Below are 19,297 nucleotides of genomic sequence, written 5' to 3' on the forward strand. Positions count from 1 at the left end.
GGCCGCCCTCCTGGCGGCCCCCGAGGCTCGGGCGTGGTGGGCCAGTCCGGAGCAATTGCGCACGTGTCGCCCGGCCGCGCAGACAACATGCCGCGCAGCCTTTGGGTCGGGGATTGCGAATCCCCGCGCGCACCCCCACCATCGCGCCCCGATTGCCATCCCCGCATGAGCCGATGACCCGCACCCTCGAACAGTGGCTGGACCACCAGCAGCGCGTGCACGCGCGCGGCGTGGACCTGGGGTTGGAGCGCGTGCGCGCGGTGTGGGAACGGATGGGCGCGCCGCGGCTGGCGCCGGTGGCGATCACCGTCGGCGGCACCAACGGCAAGGGCTCGACGGTCGCCTTCCTCGAAGCGATGCTGGCCGCGGCCGGCAAGCGCGTCGGCGCCTACACCTCGCCGCACCTGCTGCGCTACAACGAGCGCGTGCGCATCGACGGCGCCGATGCCGACGATGCGGCGCTGGTCGCCGCGTTCGAGCGCATCGAGGCCGCGCGCGGCGAGATCCCGCTGACCTACTTCGAGTACGGCACGCTGGCGGCGCTGGACCTGTTCGCGCGCGCGGCGCTGGACGTCGCGCTGCTGGAGGTCGGGCTGGGCGGCCGGCTCGACGCGGTCAACATCGTCGACGCCGACGCCGCGATCGTCACCACCATCGGCCTCGACCACATGGACTGGCTGGGCGCCGACCGCGACAGCATCGGCCGCGAGAAGGCCGGCATTTTCCGCGCCGGTCGGCCGGCGGTGATCGGCGAGGCCGACCCGCCGCACGGCCTGCTGGAGGCGGCGGCGCGGTGCGGCGCGCGCGTCTTGCGCGCGGGGCGGGATTTCGACGCGCGGCTGCATGCCGGCGGCTGGCGCTGGACCGGCTGGCGCGAGGATGCCGGCGGCGACGCGGCGGGGTGGCCGCCGCATGCGGACCTGCCCGCGCCCGTGCTGCAGGCGCCCAGCCAGATCGCCAACGCCGCGGCGGCGATCTCCGCACTGTATGCGCTGCGCGACCGCCTCGGCTGGGACACGCGCGCGCTGGCGCAGGGCGTGGCGGCGGCGCGCGTGCGCGGCCGCCTGGAGCATCTCGGCGGCGACCCCGAGCTGGTCGTGGACGTCGCCCACAATCCGCAGGCGGCCACGGAACTGGCTGCCTGGCTGGACGCGCATCCGCCGCGCGGGCGGGTGCTGGCGGCGTACGGCGCGCTGTCCGACAAGGACGTCGCCGGCGTCGCCGCCGCGCTGGGCGCGCGCATCGCGCACTGGCACCTCGGCGGGCTGGAGGCGGAAACCCCACGTGGCCTGCCGGCACCGGCGCTGGCCGAACGGTTCGCCGCGGGGCTGCCCGCCGCGTCGTTCAGCCTGCACGCGGACATGGCCGGCGCGCTGGCCGCGGCGCGCGCGCAGGCGCAGCCCGGCGACCGCATCCTCGCCTTCGGCTCGTTCTACGTCGCCGCCGCGGCGCTGCGGTCGGCCGAGGCGGCGGCGGCGCGGCCCCGCGCGCGCGTATAATTCCGCGTCGATCGCAGCGAGGCCACCCGATGGAGCCTGCCCTGAAACAGCGCCTGCTGGGCGCCGCCGTGTTGATCGCGCTGGCGATCATCTTCGTGCCGATGTTCTTCTCCGGCGAGCCGCCGAAGAGCGCGAACCAGGACGCCACGGTCAGCCTGGACATCCCGCCGGCGCCCGATCGCGAGCTGCAGAGCCGCACGCTCGGCGTCGCGCCGGAGGCCGTGCCGGCGCCCGCGGCCAGCGCGCCCGCCGCGGCCGTGCCGGCCGCCGGTGCGCCCACCGCCGGCGCCGACAAGGTGACCACGCTCGATCTGCCCAGCCGCAAGCCGGCCGACGTGCATCCCGAGAACGACGCCGCGCCGGCGCCCGCCGCGGAGCCCGCGCCGCCGCCGAACCCGATGGTGGTCACGGCACCCCGTGCGGAAACACCCAGGCCCGCGCCCGCCGCCAAGGCGCCGCAGCCCGCGTCGGTCGCGCCGGGCGCCGCCGCCGAGGGCCGCTATGCAGTGAACCTCGGCGTCTACGGCGACCGCGCCAACGTCGAGGCGCTGCTGGCCAGCGCGCGCAAGCTCGGCCTGCCGGCGCACAGCGAGGCTGCCGTGGTGAACGGCAAGGCCGCCACCCGCGTCAGCCTCGGCCCGTTCGCCGGCCGCGCCGCGGCCGAGGCCGCGCGCCTCAAGTTCAAGAGCGCCGAACCGAAGGTGCCGGCGACGCTGGTCGCTTCCGCCGTCGGACAGACGGCAGATGCGCCGGCCACGGCGCTGCCGGCGAACCGCGCCGGCGCCTGGGCGGTCCAGCTCGGCGCGTTCGCCACCCAGGAGGAGGCGCTGAAGCTGCGCGACCGCCTGCGCACGGCCGGCTTCGATGCTTTCGTCGACGACGTCGCTTCGGGCGGCGGCAAGCTGTGGCGCGTGCGGGCCGGACCGCAGGCGCAGCGCAGCGGCGCGGAGACGCTGCGCGACCAGATCGCGGCCAGGGCCGGCCTCAAGGGCATCGTCGTCACCCAGCCGTGACGGAGGCGGCCGAGACGCGCGCATGAACTTCGCGGACTACATCATCCTCGGCGTGCTCGCCCTGTCGGTGCTGTTCGGGCTGTGGCGCGGGCTGATCGGCGAGGTGCTGGCGCTGGCGATCTGGGCGGCGGCAGCGGCGGTCGCGTGGCTGTTCGGGCCGCGCCTCGCGCAGATGTTCGCGGCCCACGTCGAGGTGCCGTCGGTGCGCCTGCTGCTGGGCTACGGGCTGTGCTTCATCGTCGTGCTGCTGGCCGGCGCGCTGCTCGGCTTCCTGGTGCGCAAGCTGGTCGAGGGCAGCGGCCTGTCCGGCAGCGACCGCCTGTTCGGCATGCTGTTCGGTCTGGCGCGCGGCCTGGTGCTGGTGACGCTGGCCGTGCTGCTGCTCGGTTTCACGCCGTTCCCGCGCGATCCGTGGTGGCGGCAGTCGCGACTGCTGCCGAGCTTCGAGCAGGCCGCCGCGTGGCTGTCGGTGCGGCTGCCGGCGGACGTGAACAAATACCTGCAATACGGCGCACGGGGCTTGCCCGCGCCGCATCGCCCCCCATCTCAGCTGCAGGCGCCGCAGGGCCCGGCGGCGGCGCAGCAGACCTGAAGGCACCCAAACCATGTGCGGAATCATCGGCATCGTCGGCGGCAACGCGGTAGCGCCGGCGCTTTACGACGCGCTCACCGTGCTGCAGCACCGCGGCCAGGACGCCGCCGGCATCGCCACCGTCGACGGCGCGCGGCTGCGCCTGCACAAGGGCAATGGCCTGGTGCGCGACGTGTTCCGCCAGGAGAACATGGTTAAGCTGCGCGGCCACATCGGCATCGGCCACTGCCGCTATCCGACCGCCGGCTCCGAGCAGGTCGACGAGGCGCAGCCGTTCTACGTGAACTCGCCGTACGGCATCGCCTTCGCGCACAACGGCAACCTGATCAACACCGAACAGTTGCGCCGCGAGGTGTTCGAGGACGACCGCCGCCACACCAACACCGACTCCGACTCCGAGATCCTGCTGAACATCCTGGCGCACGAGCTGCAGATCCAGGAGCGCATGGCGCTGACGCCCGACCATATCTTCAAGGCGGTCGCCGGCGTGCACGCGCGCGCCCGCGGCGGCTACGCCTGCATCGCGCTGGTGCTGGGCTACGGGCTGCTGGCGTTCCGCGATCCGCACGGCATCCGCCCGCTGGTGCTGGGCGAGCGCGTCACCCCGGAAGGCCGCGAGTACGCGGTGGCGTCGGAGTCGGTCGCGCTCGACATCCTCGGCTTCACCCGCCTGCGCGACATCGCGCCCGGCGAGGCGGTGTTCGTGACCCAGAACGGCCAGATGCACGCGCGCCGCTGCGCCGAGGGCGCGGTGCACGCGCCGTGCATCTTCGAGTACGTCTACCTGGCGCGTCCGGACTCGATGATCGAGGACGTGTCGGTGTACAAGGCGCGCCTGCGCATGGGCGAGAAGCTCGCCGCCAAGATCCGCCAGCTGCGGCCGGAACACGGCATCGACGCGGTGATCCCGATTCCCGACACCGCGCGCACCGCCGCCAGCGCGCTCGCGCAGGAGCTCGGCGTGCCGATGCGCGAAGGCTTCGTCAAGAACCGCTACATCGGCCGCACCTTCATCATGCCGGGGCAGGGCGAGCGCCGGAAGTCGGTGCGCCGCAAGCTCAACGCGATCGGCCTGGAATTCCGCAACAAGACCGTGCTGCTGGTCGACGACTCGATCGTGCGCGGCACCACCTCGCGGCAGATCATCCAGATGGCGCGCGAGGCCGGCGCCAAGCAGGTCTACTTCGCCTCGGCCGCGCCGCCGGTGCGCTACCCCAACGTCTACGGCATCGACATGCCCGCCGCAGGCGAGCTGGTCGCGCACGGCCGCAGCGAGGAGGAAGTGCAGACGGAGATCGGCGCCGACTGGCTGGTCTACCAGGATCTCGACGACCTGGTCGCCGCGGTCGCCGAGGGCAACGAGAAGCTGAAGCGCTTCGATACCTCGTGCTTCTCCGGCGAGTACGTCACCGGCGTCGAGGACGGCTACCTCGACCAGCTCGAATTCCTGCGCTCGGACGACGCGAAGACGAAGCGGCGCAGCGCCTGAGGTCGCCTGCACGCAGGCTCCTGCGAGGTTCCGGGGCACTGTTACGCGTGTCTCCCTCTCCCGCCACCGGCGGGAGAGGGTTGGGCTGAGGTTGGCGGCGCCGTGAGGCGCCTCGCTTGCGAGACGACGCGTCGGGTCGCCAGCACACAAGCTCCTATCCGGTGAATGAGCGATGGCCGATACGACCGACCTCTTCGACGCTGCCCGGCGTTGCCTCGATTGCCGCGATCCCGCCGAAAAGGCCGCGCTGACGCGCGAGGCGGCCGCGGCGTTCGCGGACGGAGCGCTGCAGATTGCCGACGACGCCCCGCCGCCGCGGCCGATCGGCGCGCCGGGGCGGCCGCAACAGCCGCGGCTGGTCGAGCCGCGGCTGTTGCCGCGGCGCGGGCTCGGCACGGCCGATGGGCGCGCCGCGCTGGTGCACGCGGTGGCGCACATCGAATTCAACGCGATCAATCTGGCCTGGGACGCGGCGTACCGGTTCCGCGGCATGCCCGCGGACTACTACCGCGACTGGGTCGCGGTCGCCGCCGACGAGGCGCGGCACTACACGCTGCTGGCGGCGCGCCTGGCCGAACTGGGCTACGCCTACGGCGATTTCGACGCGCACGACGGCCTGTGGGAGATGGCGGAGAAGACCGCGCACGCCTGCCTCGCGCGCATGGCGCTGGTGCCGCGCGTGCTGGAGGCGCGCGGGCTGGACGTGACGCCGGGCATGATCGCGCGGCTGCGCGCGGCGGGCGACGAGGCCACCGTCGCCATCCTCGAAGTGATCCTGCGCGAGGAAGTGGCACACGTCGCCGCCGGCACGCGCTGGTTCCGCTGGTGCTGCGCGCGCGAGGAACTGGAGCCGCGGGCGACGTTCGAGCGGCTGCTGGGCGAGCACATGCGCCGGGGCTTGAAGGGACCGTTCAACCTCGACGCGCGCCGCGAAGCCGGCTTCAGCGAGGACGAGCTGCGCGCCCTGGCCTGAACGGGCGGGCGTTCGCGCGCGCCGCGTTTGCGCTTGAATCCCGGCCGCTGCGACCGTAGCTTGGTCCCATGCGTGCGGCCGCGATTTCGCGGCCGCCGCCGCGGGCCCCTGACGATGCCGCTCGAATCCTTCCATCCTGCCGTCGCGGCGTGGTTCCGCAGCGCCTTCGGCGCCGCGACGCCCGCGCAGGAGCGCGCCTGGCCGGCGATCCAGTCCGGCCGCCACGCGCTGATCGCCGCGCCGACCGGCTCCGGCAAGACCCTCGCCGCCTTCCTCGCCGCGGTCGACGCGCTGGTGCGCGAAGGTCTTGCGGGCGGCCTGCCGGACGCGACGGCGGTGGTGTACGTGTCGCCGCTGAAGGCGCTGTCGAACGACATCCACCTCAATCTCGAAGTGCCGCTGTCCGGCATCCGCGCCGAGCTGGAGCGCCTCGGCCTGCCCGACGTCGACATCCGCACCGCCGTGCGCACCGGCGACACGCCGGCGGCGGAGCGCACGCTGATGCGCAAGCGGCCGCCGCACGTCCTGGTGACCACGCCGGAATCGCTGTACGTGCTGCTCGGTTCGGATTCCGGACGGCGCATGCTGGCCGGCACGCGCACGGTGATCGTCGACGAGATCCACGCGATCGCCGCCAGCAAGCGCGGCAGCCACCTCGCGCTGAGCCTGGAGCGCCTGCAGGCGCTGTGCCCGCGGCCGCTGGTGCGCATCGGCCTGTCGGCGACGCAGAAGCCGGTCGAGGACATGGCGCGCCTGCTGGTCGGCACGCGCATCGACGGCCGCGACGCGCAGGGCTGCGAGATCGTCGACATCGGCTACACGCGCCGGCGCGATCTCGCCATCGAGGTGCCGCCGGTGCCGCTGGAAGCGGTGATGTCGAACGACGCCTGGGCGCTGGTCTACACGCGCCTCGCCGAGCTGGTCGAGGCGCATCGCACCACGCTGGTGTTCGTCAACACGCGGCGCATGGCCGAGCGCGCCGCGCGCCATCTCGGCGAACGCCTGGGCAACGAGGCGGTGGCGGCGCACCACGGCAGCCTCGCCCGCGAGCAGCGCCTCGATGCCGAGCGCCGGCTCAAGCGCGGCGAGCTGCGCGTGCTGGTCGCCACCGCGTCGCTCGAACTCGGCATCGACGTCGGCGACGTCGACCTGGTGTGCCAGATCGGCTCGCCGCACGGCATCGCCGCGTTCCTGCAGCGCGTCGGCCGCTCCGGGCATTCGGTCGGCGGTACGCCGAAGGGGCGGCTGTTCCCGCAGTCGCGCGACGATCTGGTCGAGTGCGCCGCGCTGCTCGACTGCGTGCGCCGCGGCGAGCTGGACGCGCTGCGCGTCCCGCTGTGTCCACTCGACGTGCTGGCCCAGCAGATCGTCGCCGAGGTCGCCTGCCGCGAGTGGGAGGAGGACGCGCTGTACGCCGCGTTCTGCCGCGCCTGGCCCTACGCCGCGCTGACGCGCGAGGCGTTCGACGAGGTAGTGCGCATGCTGGCCGAGGGCTTCAGCACCCGCCGCGGCGCACGTGCCGCCTACCTGCATCGCGATGCGGTACACGGCCGCCTGCGCGGCCGGCGCGGCGCGCGGCTGACCGCGCTCACCTCGGGCGGCACCATTCCCGACACCGCCGACTACGCGGTGCTGCTGGAGCCGCAGGCGCAGGTGATCGGCAGCGTCAACGAGGACTTCGCCGTCGAGAGCTCCGCCGGCGACATCTTCCAGCTAGGCAACGCCTCCTACCGCATCCAGCGCATCGAGCCGGGGCGGTTGCGCGTCGAGGACGCGCGCGGCATGCCGCCGAGCATTCCGTTCTGGCTGGGCGAGGCGCCGGGGCGCAGCGACGAGTTGTCGGCGGGCGTCGCGCGCCTGCGCGAAGAGGTCGAGCGACGGCTCGCCGGCGCGAACGCCGGGGAAGAGGAAGGCCTCCCTCTCCGGGAGAGCGCGGAAGCCGCCGATGAACCCCGCTCACCTCGGGAGAGGGGCAGGGGTGAGCGCCCGGTGTCACCAGAAGGCCCCGCTCCGGCCGAACCCTTGCCCCCAACCCCGCTCGCGATGGGAGAGGGGAGCGGTGCGAGTGCCGTCGCCTGGCTGGTCGACGAGGTGGGCATTGCGCCCGCCGCGGCGCGCCAGCTCGTCGAGTACCTCGCGCGCGCCCGCGCCGCGCTCGGCGCGCTGCCGACGCAGCGCGTGCTGGCGATGGAGCGCTTCTTCGACGAATCCGGCGGCACCCAACTGGTGATCCACGCGCCGCTCGGCAGCCGCATCAACAAGGCGTGGGGGCTGGCACTGCGCAAGCGCTTCTGCCGCAAGTTCAACTTCGAGCTGCAGGCCGCCGCCACCGAGGACGCGATCGTGCTGTCGCTGTCCACCAGCCACAGCTTCCCGCTGATCGACGTCGCCAGGTATCTGCATTCGTCCAGCGTGCGCGACGTGCTGGTGCAGGCGCTGCTGGGCGCGCCGCTGTTCCCGGTGCGCTGGCGCTGGGCGGCGACCACCGCGCTGGCGCTGCCGCGCTTCATCGGCGGCAGCAAGGTGGCGCCGCAATTGCAGCGCATGAAGAGCGAGGACCTGCTGGCCACGGTGTTCCCCGACCAGGTCGCCTGCGCGGAGAACATCGTCGGCGAGCGCGAGGTGCCCGATCATCCGCTGGTGCGCCAGACGCTGGACGACTGCCTGCACGAGGCGATGGACCTCGGCGGCCTGATCCGCCTGCTGCGCGCGCTGGAATCCGGCGCGGTGTGCGTGATCGCGCGCGACCTGCCCGAGCCTTCGCCGCTGGCGGCGGAAGTGCTGGGCGCGCGCCCGTACGCCTTCCTCGACGACGCGCCGCTGGAGGAGCGCCGCACCCAGGCCGTGCTCAGCCGGCGCTGGAGCGACCCGGAAAGCGCCGCCGACCTCGGCCGCCTCGATCCGCCGGCGATCGAGGCGGTGCGCGCGGAGGCCTGGCCGGAGGCGCGCGACGCCGACGAACTGCACGAGGCGCTGATGGGCGTCGCCTTCCTCACCGTCGAGGAAACCGCGCGCGACGCGGCATGGCCGACGCTGCTGCAGGCGCTCGCCGCCGACGGCCGCGCGACGCGGCTGGCGCTGCCGCGCGAATCCGGCGCGGCGCTGTGGGTCGCGACCGAGCGCGTGCCGATGCTGCGGGCGGCGCACGCGGACGCGCGGCCGCAGCCGGAGGTGCGCGTGCCGGACGAGTTCGCGCAGGCGGCGTGGACGCGCGAGGACGCACTGGTCGAGATCGTGCGCGCGCGCCTGACCGCACTGGGCCCGACCACGGCCGCCGCGATCGCCGCCTCGCTGCAGGTCGCGGCAGGCGACGTCAATGCCGCGCTGCTGCGGCTCGAATCGGAAGGCTACGCGATGCGCGGGCGCTTCACGCCCGAGGCGGCCGAGGACGAGTGGTGCGAACGCCACCTGCTGGCGCGCATCCACCGCTACACCGTGCACCGGCTGCGCCGCGAGATCGAGCCGGTCGAGGCGCGCGACTTCATGCGCTTCCTGTTCGAGTGGCAGCACGCCAGCCCGCGCACGCAGGTGGCCGGGCCGGAGGCGCTGGCCGGCGTCGTCGCCCAGCTCGAAGGCTACGAAGCCGCGGCGGCCGCGTGGGAAGCCGAACTGCTGCCCGCGCGCATCCCCGACTACAGCATCGCCTGGCTGGACGATCTGTGCCGCTCGGGCCGCCTCGCCTGGACGCGGTTGAAGGGGCGCGCGGCCGCGGCGGCGGGGCGCGCCGCCGGTCCGGTGCGCGGCACGCCGATCGTGCTGCTGCCGCGCCGCGCGTTGGCGCTGTGGACGTCGCTGGCCACGCCGGCGCCGGCGCACCCATCCTCGCGCGCGCAGGCGGTGCTGCAGCATCTCGATGCCCGCGGCGCCTCGTTCTTCGACGAGATCGCCGATGCCACGCGCCTGCTGCAGACGGAACTGGAGGACGCGCTGGGCGAACTGGTCGCACGCGGGCTGGCGCACGCGGACAGCTTCGCCGGCCTGCGCGCGCTGCTGGTGCCGGCCTCGAAGCGGCCGTCGGCGCACGGCCGCCGCGGCCGCCGCGTACCGCTGTTCGGCATCGCCGACGCGGGGCGCTGGGCGCCGATCCGCGCGGCGGAATCCGCCGCGCCCGCGCACGACGGTTTCGACGCCGACACGCTGGAGCACGTCGCGCGCACGCTGCTGCGCCGCTACGGCGTGGTGTTCTGGCGCCTGCTCGAGCGCGAGGCGGACTGGCTGCCGCCGTGGCGCGAGCTGCTGCGCATGTATCGCCGGCTGGAAGCGCGCGGCGAGATTCGCGGCGGCCGCTTCGTCGCCGGCTTCGTCGGCGAGCAGTTCGCGCTGCCGGAGGCGGTCGGCCTGCTGCGGCAAACCCGCGCGCGGCCGGGCGCGAGTGAACTGGCGTGCGTGTCGGCCTGCGATCCGCTCAACCTGGTCGGCATCCTCACGCCGGGTGCGCGCGTGCCCGCGGTGGCCGGCGCGCGCGTGCTCTACCGCGACGGCGTGCCGGCGGCGGCGCTCAGCGGCGGCCAGGTGGTGTTGCTGGACGAGACGCTGGCGCCGGAGCAGCGGCGCGCCGCGCGCCGCGCATTGCTGCGCGAGCCCGGAGCCATGCCTCCCCTCGAAACCACGTAGCGTGAGCGGAGCGCACGTGGCCCTTCGCAGCGGACGCGCCCGCCGCGGCCGTGCGCGGAGCGCACGCTACCAGCGGCCTGTGCGGCTCAGCGCAGCGGCAGCCCGCGCAGGTCGACGCCGCCGGCGTCCACGCGCAGTACGGAACCCTGTTCGTACCAGTCGCCCAGCACGACGCGTTGCGCAGGCGCGCCGTCGAGCGCGAAGTCGTGCACGGCGGGGCGGTGCGTGTGGCCGTGGATCATGCGGCGCACGCCGGCGGCGCGCAGCGCCGCGGCCACCGCCTCGGCGTTGACGTCCATGATCGCGTAGTCGGCGCTGCGCGTGTGCGCGCGGCTGGCGGCGCGCGCCTGCTCGGCGAACGCCTTGCGTGTGGCCAGCGGTTGCGCAAGGAATCGCCGCTGCCACTGCGGATCGCGCACCTGGCGGCGGAACGCCTGGTAGGCCGCATCGTCGGTGCACAGCGTGTCGCCGTGCAGCAGCAGGGTCGGCGTGCCGCAGAGGTCGACCACGCTGCCGTCGGCGAGCAGGTCCATGCCGGCGCGGCACGCGTAGTCCTCGCCAAGCAGGAAGTCGCGGTTGCCGGCGATGAAGCGCACCGGCACGCCGGCTTCGCGCACACCGCGCAGCGCGGCGGCGACGCGCGCCGGCAGCTCGGCGTCGTCGTCGTCGCCGACCCAGGCCTCGAACAGGTCGCCGAGGATGTACAGCGCGTCGGCCGCTCGCGCCTCGTCGGCGAGGAAGCGTTCGAACAGCGCGGTGATCTGCGGGCGCGCGTCGTCGAGATGCAGGTCGGAGATGAACAGCGTCGCCACGCGCTCAGCGCTTCTTTCCGGCGGCGGGTTTGGCCTCGGGCGCGGGCGCCGCGGACGCCTGCGCCAGCAGCTCGGCCTTCTCGATCACCACCAGCGGGCGCGGCACGTCGCCGGCGAACGGACCCTGCGGCGCGGTCGGCAGGTCCTGGATCTTGTCGACCACCTCCATGCCGGCGACCACCTTGCCGAACACGGCGAAGCCCCAGGTCAGGCCGCTCTGGTTGCTGACGTAGTCGAGGCGCGGGTTGTCCACCACGTTGACGAAGAACTGCGCGGTGGCCGAATTCGCGTCCGCGCCGCGCGCCGCGGCGATGGTGCCGCGCAGGTTGCTGAGGCCGTTGTCGGCCTCGCTGGCGATCGGCGCGCGCGTGCGCTTCTGCGTCAGGTCGCGGGTGAAGATGCCGCCCTGGATCAGGTAGCCCTTGATCACGCGATGGAAGGTGGTGCCGTCGTAGAAGCCGTCCCGCACGTACTGCAGGAAGTTGGCGACGGTCTTCGGCGCGCGGTCCGGGAACAGCTCGACGGTGACGTCGCCCATGCTGGTGCGCAGCAGCACGCGCGGGTGCTCCGGCGACGAGGCCTCGATCGTCGGCTTGGTCGCGGGCGGCGTCGGTGCCGGTGCCGCCGGCTTGCCGGTCTGCGCGAAGACGGTCGCGGGAACGGTAAGGGCAAGGGCGAGGATCAGGCGTTCGAGCATGGGGCGTACCTGCGGAGGCATCCCCGCATGATACGCAGGAGGGACTGAATCGCACATCCTCGGAGGCCGCTTCGTCGGCAAGCGGCCGGGAACGACGAACCTTTTGCCCGCCTGCGCCCTCTCTGACAGGAGTCAAGAACCGGCGCGCGTTCCGCGGCAAGGTTGGCGGGCGAACACGACCGGGTGCTTCGGTTGCGAGCGGCCGGGTGGCGCGGCGGCAGTCGTCATGGCCGTGCGGCCAGCCCGCGCGTGGCCGGGTTGCCCGATCCGGACACAAGCGACCGCGCGTCGATGCCCATGCCTGCGACCACCCCACTTCCCGGCGGACTCAGCAGTGCGGAAGCACGGCGCAGGGCGGCTGCCTTCGGTGCAAACGCGGTGGAAGAGGCGCCGCCGCCACGGTGGCGGTTCCTGCTCGCGCGGTTCTGGGCACCGGTGCCGTGGATGCTCGAGGTGGCGATCGTGCTGCAGATCGCGCTCGGCGAATACGTCGAGGCGACGGTGATCGGCGCGCTGCTTCTTTTCAATGCCGCGCTCGGCTGGATCCAGCAGGGGCGGGCGGATGCGGCGTTGACACTGCTGAAGCAGCGGCTCGCGCCGACCGCGCTGGTACTTCGCGACGGCGCCTGGGCGCGACGCCCCGCCGCGGAACTCGTTCCCGGCGACGTGGTGCGCCTGCCGCTCGGCGCGCTGGTTCCCGCCGATGTCCGCATCGTGTCGGGGACGGTGTCGGTCGACCAGTCGGCGTTGACGGGCGAGTCCATGCCCGTCGATGCGGAGAGCGGCGGCGCTGTCTACGGCGGATCGCTGGTGCGCCGCGGGGAGGCCGTGGCGGAAGTGACGGCGATCGGCGCTAATACCTACTTCGGCCGCGCGCTCGAGCTGGTGCGCATCGCCCATGCCGCCAGCACCGAACAGGCCGCGGTGTTCGCCGCGACGCGCAACCTGGCCGTCGTCAACGGCGCAATCGCGACGCTCGGTATCGCCTACGCCTACCTGATCGCGATGCCCGCCGGCAGTCTGATCGGTTTCGCGCTGACGGCGCTGCTCGGCACGGTCCCGGTGGCGCTGCCGGCGACGTTCACGCTCTCCGCCGCCCTCGCGGCGCGCGCGCTCGCGCAGCGCGGGGTGCTGCTGACGCGGCTGTCGGCGGCCCACGAGGCCGCCGCGATGGACATCCTGTGTGCCGACAAGACGGGCACGTTGACGCAGAACGCCATGGCCGTGGTCGATGTTCGCGCCATGGCGGGCGTCGCTCGCGAGCGGCTGTTGGCGCTGGCGGTGCTTGCCAGCTCCGAGGCGGATCAGGATCCGATCGATGCCGCGATCCATCGCGCGGCGCAAGGCGTCGCGAGCACGTCCGGCGCGCGCCTGCAGCGCTTCATTCCGTTCGATCCGGCCACCAAGGTGGCGGAGGCACTCGTCACCGACGCGAACGGCAGCGAGCTGCGGATCGTCAAAGGCGCGTTCGACGCCATCGCCACGAGGGCATCGGTGCCGCCGGAAAGCCGGAGCATGGTCGACGCGCTCGCCGCAGACGGACATCGCGTGATTGCGGTGGCGGCCGGACCGCCGGCGGCGATGCGCCTCGCCGGGCTGATCGCGATCAGCGACCCGCCGCGCGAGGACGCCGCGCAGCGGCTCGATGAGCTTCGCGCCCTCGGCGTGCGCACGATCATGGTGACCGGCGACTCGCCGGCGACCGCGGCGGCGATCGCGCACAAGATCGGCATCGCCGGCGAGGTGCGCCGCGCCGCAGATACACCCGATCCGATTGGCGACGACACGGTCGGGGTGCTCGCCCGCGTGCTGCCGGAGCAGAAATATCGACTGGTGCGGGCGCTGCAGGCGCGCGGGCACGTGGTCGGCATGTGCGGCGACGGCACCAATGACGCGCCGGCGCTGCGGCAGGCGCAGATCGGCATCGCCGTCGCCTCGGCGACGGATGCGGCGAAGGCGGCGGCCGGCATGGTGCTCACCGAGCACGGATTGGCCGGCATCGTCGACGCCGTGCGCACCGGCCGCGCCGGTTTCCGGCGGCTGCTGACCTACGTGCTGGCGATGCTGGTGAAGAAGATCGAAATCGTGCTGCTGCTGGCGGCCGGCCTGCTGCTGACGAAGCACGCGCTGCTCACGCCGGCGCTGATGGTCCTGCTGTCGGTCGTGAACGACCTGTCGAGCATGTCGCTGACCGTGGACCGCGCCGGCGACGTGCCGGCACCGGCGGTCTGGCGCATGCGCGGCATTACCGGTGCTGCCATGGCCTTCGGTGCCTGCAAGCTGGCGTTCTCGATGGCAGTCATCGCCTTCGGCAAAGGTGCGCTCGATCTCGGGGCAGGGGCGCTGCAGACGCTCGCCTTCGCAGCCGTTGCGTTCGGCAACCAGGCTTTGGTGTATGTCCTGCGCGAGCGGCGGCACCTTTGGGCGTCGCTGCCGAGCCCGTGGGTGCTCGCGGCCACGGCCGCGGATACCGCCCTGGTCGTGGCGGTCGCCGTGCGCGGCGTCCTGACCGCGCCGCTGGGCGGTGCCGCCCTGCTGGCGCTGGCGGCCGCGTCCGTCGGCTTCGCCCTGGTACTGGATCAACTGAAAGGCCCGATTCTCAGAACTTTCGGCATTCCCTGAGCGCGTCTTGCGCGATGCCGTGAACGATGCGCGGCGGGCTAGGGCGAGGCGATCTCCAGCGCCGCGCCGAGGTCGGCGAAATGGCCGCGCTCCTGCTCGAGGTCGGCGACGGTCAGCGGATGCTGCTCGAGCCAGGCGGCGGGCAGGGCGATGCGCAGCTTGCGCGCGCTGGCGCGGGCGGCGAGGGCGGGCAGCGGCTCGGCGCGGCGGGCGCGGCGCAGCAGCACGGCCAGGCGCAGCAGGGTGGCGATGCGCCGGGCGGGCAGGCGGTAGCGCGCGGGCAGGCCGGCGAGCAGTTCGAGCTCGGGCTTGCGGCGGTGGCATTCGACGATCGCCGCCAGCATCTGCTGGTCCTGGCGGCTGAAGCCGGCGAGGTCGGAGTTGCGCAGGATGTAGCCGGCGTGGCGGTGGTGCTGGCTGTGCGCGATGGCAAGGCCGATCTCGTGGATGCGCGCGGCCCAGGACAGCCATTCGCGCGCTTCCTCGTCCAGTTCCCAAGCCGGCGCCACCGCATCGAACAGCGCCAGCGCGGTCGCTTCGACGCGCTCGGCGTGCGTGCGGTCGACGCCGTAGCGCCGCGCCAGCGACTCGACGGTCGCCGCGCGCGGGTCGCTGCCGGCGGCGCGGCCGAGCATGTCCCACAGCAGGCCTTCGCGCATCGCGCTCTCGCACACCTGCAGCACGTCGATGGCCAGCGCGTCGAACGCGGCTTCGAGGATGGCAATGCCGCCGGCGATCACCGGCACGCGCTCCTCGGCCAGGCCCGGCAGGCGGATGCGGTCGACGTGCCCGGCGGCGAGCACGGCCTCGCGCAGCACCGCCAGCGCCGGGCGGGTGATGCCGCGCTCGGACAGCTCCAGCGCCTGCACCGCGGTGCCGATCGCCTTGGCGGTGCCGGACGAGCCGTAGGCCTCGCGCCAGCCGGCGCTGCGGTAGTCGGCGGCGAACTGCTGCAGCAGCACGCCGATTTCGCGCTGCGCGTGCTGCCAGCGCTTGCGGCTGAGCTTGCCGCCGGGGAAGAAGCGCAGCGTCGAGGCGACGCAGCCGATCTGCACGCTCTCGGTGTGCAGCGGTTCGAGCTGGCGGCCGATGATGAACTCGGTGCTGCCGCCGCCGATGTCGATCGCCAGCCGCTGGTGGCGCGAGGCCGGCAGCCCGCGCGCCACGCCCTGCCAGATCAGGCGCGCCTCCTCGCGGCCGGAGACGACCTCGATGGGATGGCCGAGCGCGGTTTCGGCGGGCACCAGGAACGCCTGCGGCGCGCGCAACTGGCGCACGGTGTTGGTGGCGACCGCGCGCACGTGGTGCAGCGGCAGGCCGGCGATGCGCTGGCCGAAGCGCGCCAGCGAGGCCAGCGCGCGCGCGCGGTGCTCGGCGTCCAGCGTGCCGTCGGCGCGCAGGCCGGCGGCGAGGCGCACGCTGTCGCGCAGGCGGTCGATCACGCGCGGCTCGCCGTGCTGGTAGCGCGCGACCACCAGGTGGAAGCTGTTCGAGCCGATGTCGATGGCGGCCAGCAGCTCGCCGTCCTGCAGGCCCGCCGCGGCGGCGGCGTTCGCGGGTTCGGCGTCCTGCGCCGGCACGATGTCGTTGCTGCGGCTCATGCGCGTCGTCGCCTCAGCCGGTCAGCTTCGCCAGCAGCGCCTGCTGCGCGGAATGCGGCATCGCCTCGCCCGGCTCGACGCGCGCGTAGCGGCCGTCCGCGCCCAGCGTCCACGCCTGCGTGTTGTCGGCGAGGTAGTTGGCCAGCGCCTCGTCGTAGACGCGCCCGGCCAGCTCGGGATCGAGGATCGGGAAGCACACCTCGATGCGGCGCAACAGGTTGCGCTCCATCCAGTCGGCGCTGGCGCAGTACAGCTCGGGCTCGCCGGCGTTGGCGAACCAGTACACGCGGCTGTGTTCGAGGAAGCGGCCGACCAGCGAGCGCACGCGGATGCGCTCGGAGACGCCCGGCAGCCCCGGACGCAGCGTGCACGCGCCGCGCACGATCAGGTCGATCTCGACGCCGGCGCCGGAAGCGCGGTACAGCGCCTCGACCACGCTGGCCTCGTTGAGCGCGTTGATCCTGGCGATGATGCGCGCCGGCTTGCCCTCCAGCGCGTGGCGGGTTTCGCGCTCGATCTTCGCCATCAGCTCGCGGTGCAGCGTGAACGGCGACTGCAGCAGGCGCTTGAGCTTGATCACCGGGCCCAGCCCGGACAGTTGCTGGAATACCTTGTGCACGTCCTCGCCGATCTCCGGATGCGCGGTGATCAGGGCGAGGTCGGTATACAGGCGCGCAGTGGTCTGGTTGTAGTTGCCGGTGCTGAGGTGCGCGTAGCGGCGCAGCCGGCCGCCCTCGCGGCGCACCACCAGCAGCATCTTGGCGTGGGTCTTGTAGCCGACCACGCCGTACACCACCTGCACGCCGGCTTCCTGCAGGCGGTTGGCGAGGTGGATGTTGGCGGCTTCGTCGAAGCGCGCGCGCAGTTCGACCACCACGGTGACGTCCTTGCCCGCGCGCGCGGCTTCGACCAGGTAGCCGACCAGCGGCGAATCCTGGTCGACCCGGTACAGGGTCTGCTTGATCGCCAGCACGTTCGGGTCCTGGCTGGCCTGGCGCAGCAGCTCGACCACCGCGCCGAACGATTCGTAGGGATGGTGCAGCAGGATGTCGCGCTGCGCGACCGCGTCGAACACGCTGGCGCCCTCCACCGCCAGCGCCGGCGGCATGCGCGGGATCAGCTTGGGGAACTTCAGGTCGGGACGGTCGAGCTGGTCGTAGATCGCGATCACGCGATTGATGTTGACCGGCCCGGCGCAGCGGTAGATGTCCTGCTCGTCCAGCTCGAAGTTCGCCATCAGCATGTCGGCGATCGGCTTCGGGCAGTTCTCGGCGATCTCCAGCCGCACCGGCCGCGCATAGCCGCGTCCGATCAATTCCTCGCTGAGCGCGCTGGCGAGGTTCTCGACTTCCTCCTCCTCGACCACCAGCTCGCTGTTGCGGGTGACGCGGAACTGGTAGGCGCCCTTGACGCGGAAGCCCGGGAACATCTCGTCGGCGAAGTGGTTGAGCAGGCCGGACAGGAACACGAAATCGCAGCCGGGCTCGGCGACCTCGGCCGGCAGCCGGATGATGCGCGGCAGCGAGCGCGGCGCGCGCACCAGCGCGATGTGGCCTTCGCGGCCGAACGCGTCGCGGCCTTCCAGCACCACCGCGATGTTCAGGCTCTTGTTGAGGATGCGCGGGAACGGATGCGCCGGGTCGAGGCCGAGCGGCGACAGCACCGGCAGGATCTCGTTCTGGAAATAGCCCTGCAGCCAGCGCTTCTGCTTGACCGTCCACTTGTCGCGGGTGAGGAAGCGGATGCCCTCGGCGGCCAGCGCCGGCTGCAGCGCGTCGCGCCACAGCGCGTACTGGGCCTGCACCAGTTCCAGCGTGCGTTCGCGGATGCGCGCCAGGATTTCGGAAGGCGGCAGGCCATCCGCGCCGGGGCGGGCGTCGCCGAACGCGACGTGCTGCTTGAGGATCGCCACGCGCACCTCGAAGTACTCGTCGAGGTTGGTGGTCGAGATGCACAGGTAGCGCACGCGTTCCAGCAGCGGCGTGGCGGGATCGCGGGCCTGCGCCAGCACGCGGAAGTTGAACTCCAGCGCGGCCAGTTCGCGGTTCAGGTACAGCTCGGGAGTGCTGAGGTCGGGCGCCTGGGTCATGTCCGTTGTTCCACGGGTCCGGGCAGCATGGCCGCGCCTGCCGCAGGGCGCAAGCCGGGGCGGGATCAGTCCTCGTCGGCGCCGGGTTCGAGCACGCGCGCGGCGCCGAACGCGCAGGCGAAGGTCGAGCCCTTGCCGATCTCGCTGGCGATTTCGAGGCGCGCATCGTGCAGCGCCAGCACGTGCTTGACGATCGACAGGCCGAGGCCGGTGCCGCCGGTTTCGCGCGAGCGGCTGGAGGAGACGCGGTAGAAGCGCTCGGTCAGGCGCGGGATGTGCTGCGCGGGGATGCCGTAGCCGCTGTCGCTGACCGCGAACGTCGCGCCGTCCGGCGTGCGCGACCAGCGGATCGCGATGCGCCCGCCGGCCGGCGTGTAGCGCACCGCGTTGCTGACCAGGTTGGAGAACGCGCTGTGCAGGTCCCTGGGCGAGCCGAGCAGGTCGGCATCGTTCGCGCTTTCCAGGCTTATCTGGTGGCGGCCCTGGCTGAGCGCTTCGGCTTCCTTGCGCAGCGTCGCCAGCAGCGGCGCCATCGCCACGTGTTCCTCGGGCAGGCGCTCCCGGGTTTCCAGCCGCGACAGCGTCAGCAGGTCCTCGACGATCTGGCCCATGCGCTTGGACTGCGTGCGCATCTCGGCCAGCACCGGCGCCAGCGCCGGCACGTCCTCCGGTTCGAGCAGCTCGAGGTAGCCGTGGATAACGGTCAGCGGCGTGCGCAGTTCGTGCGAGACGTTGGCGACGAAATCGCGGCGGATCTGTTCGAGGCGGGTCAGCGCGCTGATGTCGCGCACCATCAGCAGGCACTCGCCGCCGGCCAGCGGGATGCGCGCGAGGCTGACCTGCGCGGCGGGGTCGCCGGGCGCAGGCACCTCGTTCAGCGGCAGCTCGCGATGCTGCCGCAGCCACGCGCCGACCGGCCCGGCGCCGAGCCGCTCGGCGAGGTCGATGCCGCGGTCGCGCGGATGGACCAGCCCGAGCAGGCGCTCGGCGGCGTGGTTGAACCAGCGCACGCGGCCGTCGCGGTCGAGCAGCACGACGCCGTCGGGCAGGGCGCCCGCGGCGTTGCGCAGCGCGCGCATCTGCGCGGCCAGGCGGCGCGCGCGCGACAGCCGCGTGCGCTCGCTCTGCTGCTCGGCCACGACGCGCGCGTTCGCGGTCATGCGCGCAGCTTCCTCGCGGGCAAGCCGCCGCAGCGTCCACGCCAGCGCAGCGAGCGCGGCCAGCGCCAGCGCGGCGGCGGGGTGGCCGTATGCCCGGCCGGCGCCCCACGCCGCCGCCATCGTCGCAGCGAGCGCG

12 protein-coding genes are annotated in these 19,297 nt (G+C 73.3%); 7 read left to right on the forward strand and 5 right to left on the reverse strand.

The features are described from left to right. Positions 1-173: 173 nt before the first annotated feature. The 6 genes from folC (at position 174) to ABFC67_RS06050 (ending at position 10,180) form a co-directional block, all read left to right on the forward strand. A complete protein-coding gene (gene folC, locus ABFC67_RS06025; RefSeq protein WP_346737139.1) occupies positions 174-1,499 on the forward strand; it encodes a bifunctional tetrahydrofolate synthase/dihydrofolate synthase in 1,326 nt (441 codons plus the stop codon). 29 nt (positions 1,500-1,528) lie between these two features. Next, positions 1,529-2,512: an SPOR domain-containing protein gene (locus tag ABFC67_RS06030; protein WP_346737140.1), complete on the forward strand. Its 984-nt coding sequence runs from the start codon at positions 1,529-1,531 to the stop codon at positions 2,510-2,512. Positions 2,513-2,534: 22 nt separating this feature from the next. After that, positions 2,535-3,104, forward strand: a complete 570-nt coding sequence (locus ABFC67_RS06035; protein ID WP_346737141.1) for a CvpA family protein — start codon at positions 2,535-2,537, stop codon at positions 3,102-3,104. Positions 3,105-3,117: 13 nt separating this feature from the next. After that, positions 3,118-4,593: an amidophosphoribosyltransferase gene (gene purF / locus ABFC67_RS06040; RefSeq protein WP_346737142.1), complete on the forward strand. Its 1,476-nt coding sequence runs from the start codon at positions 3,118-3,120 to the stop codon at positions 4,591-4,593. A 172-nt stretch (positions 4,594-4,765) separates the two neighbouring features. Beyond that, positions 4,766-5,566, forward strand: coding sequence for a ferritin-like domain-containing protein (locus ABFC67_RS06045; protein ID WP_346737143.1), 801 nt, complete (start codon positions 4,766-4,768; stop codon positions 5,564-5,566). A gap of 108 nt (positions 5,567-5,674) precedes the next feature. Beyond that, the gene (locus tag ABFC67_RS06050) at positions 5,675-10,180 is read left to right on the forward strand and encodes a DEAD/DEAH box helicase (RefSeq protein WP_346737158.1); all 4,506 of its coding nucleotides are present in this window, start codon (positions 5,675-5,677) and stop codon (positions 10,178-10,180) included. A gap of 86 nt (positions 10,181-10,266) precedes the next feature. On the opposite strand, the gene lpxH is transcribed toward ABFC67_RS06050, so the two are convergent. Then, positions 10,267-10,992, reverse strand: coding sequence for a UDP-2,3-diacylglucosamine diphosphatase (lpxH, locus tag ABFC67_RS06055; protein WP_346737144.1), 726 nt, complete (start codon positions 10,990-10,992; stop codon positions 10,267-10,269). Between the two features lie 4 nt (positions 10,993-10,996). Further along, on the reverse strand, positions 10,997-11,689 hold the full coding sequence (locus tag ABFC67_RS06060; protein ID WP_346737145.1) for a peptidylprolyl isomerase: 693 nt from the start codon (positions 11,687-11,689) through the stop codon (positions 10,997-10,999). A 297-nt stretch (positions 11,690-11,986) separates the two neighbouring features. Here ABFC67_RS06060 and ABFC67_RS06065 point away from each other — a divergent pair, with 297 nt between their 5' ends. Continuing rightward, positions 11,987-14,311 (forward strand): HAD-IC family P-type ATPase, encoded by a 2,325-nt coding sequence (locus ABFC67_RS06065; RefSeq protein ID WP_346737146.1) that lies wholly within the window; start codon positions 11,987-11,989, stop codon positions 14,309-14,311. A gap of 38 nt (positions 14,312-14,349) precedes the next feature. On the opposite strand, the gene ABFC67_RS06070 is transcribed toward ABFC67_RS06065, so the two are convergent. From ABFC67_RS06070 to phoR, 3 genes are all read right to left on the reverse strand, one after another. Further along, positions 14,350-15,912: a Ppx/GppA phosphatase family protein gene (locus ABFC67_RS06070; RefSeq protein WP_346737147.1), complete on the reverse strand. Its 1,563-nt coding sequence runs from the start codon at positions 15,910-15,912 to the stop codon at positions 14,350-14,352. Positions 15,913-15,925: 13 nt separating this feature from the next. Further along, complete coding sequence (gene ppk1, locus ABFC67_RS06075) at positions 15,926-18,001, reverse strand: polyphosphate kinase 1 (protein WP_346737148.1); 2,076 nt, start codon at positions 17,999-18,001, stop codon at positions 15,926-15,928. A 65-nt stretch (positions 18,002-18,066) separates the two neighbouring features. After that, positions 18,067-19,281: a phosphate regulon sensor histidine kinase PhoR gene (gene phoR / locus ABFC67_RS06080; RefSeq protein ID WP_346737159.1), complete on the reverse strand. Its 1,215-nt coding sequence runs from the start codon at positions 19,279-19,281 to the stop codon at positions 18,067-18,069. Positions 19,282-19,297 lie beyond the last annotated feature (16 nt).

Source organism: Mizugakiibacter sp., from assembly GCF_039680435.1.
Taxonomy (GTDB): Bacteria; Pseudomonadota; Gammaproteobacteria; order Xanthomonadales; family Rhodanobacteraceae; genus Mizugakiibacter.

Coding starts and splice junctions, on each gene's coding strand:
- ABFC67_RS06070 (WP_346737147.1), bottom strand. CDS start 15,912: ATGAGCCGCAGCAACGACATCGTGCCGGCGCAGGACGCCGAACCCGCG.
- ABFC67_RS06045 (WP_346737143.1), top strand. CDS start 4,766: ATGGCCGATACGACCGACCTCTTCGACGCTGCCCGGCGTTGCCTCGAT.
- ppk1 (WP_346737148.1), bottom strand. CDS start 18,001: ATGACCCAGGCGCCCGACCTCAGCACTCCCGAGCTGTACCTGAACCGC.
- phoR (WP_346737159.1), bottom strand. CDS start 19,281: ATGGCGGCGGCGTGGGGCGCCGGCCGGGCATACGGCCACCCCGCCGCC.
- ABFC67_RS06035 (WP_346737141.1), top strand. CDS start 2,535: ATGAACTTCGCGGACTACATCATCCTCGGCGTGCTCGCCCTGTCGGTG.
- purF (WP_346737142.1), top strand. CDS start 3,118: ATGTGCGGAATCATCGGCATCGTCGGCGGCAACGCGGTAGCGCCGGCG.
- ABFC67_RS06030 (WP_346737140.1), top strand. CDS start 1,529: ATGGAGCCTGCCCTGAAACAGCGCCTGCTGGGCGCCGCCGTGTTGATC.
- folC (WP_346737139.1), top strand. CDS start 174: ATGACCCGCACCCTCGAACAGTGGCTGGACCACCAGCAGCGCGTGCAC.
- ABFC67_RS06065 (WP_346737146.1), top strand. CDS start 11,987: ATGCCTGCGACCACCCCACTTCCCGGCGGACTCAGCAGTGCGGAAGCA.
- ABFC67_RS06060 (WP_346737145.1), bottom strand. CDS start 11,689: ATGCTCGAACGCCTGATCCTCGCCCTTGCCCTTACCGTTCCCGCGACC.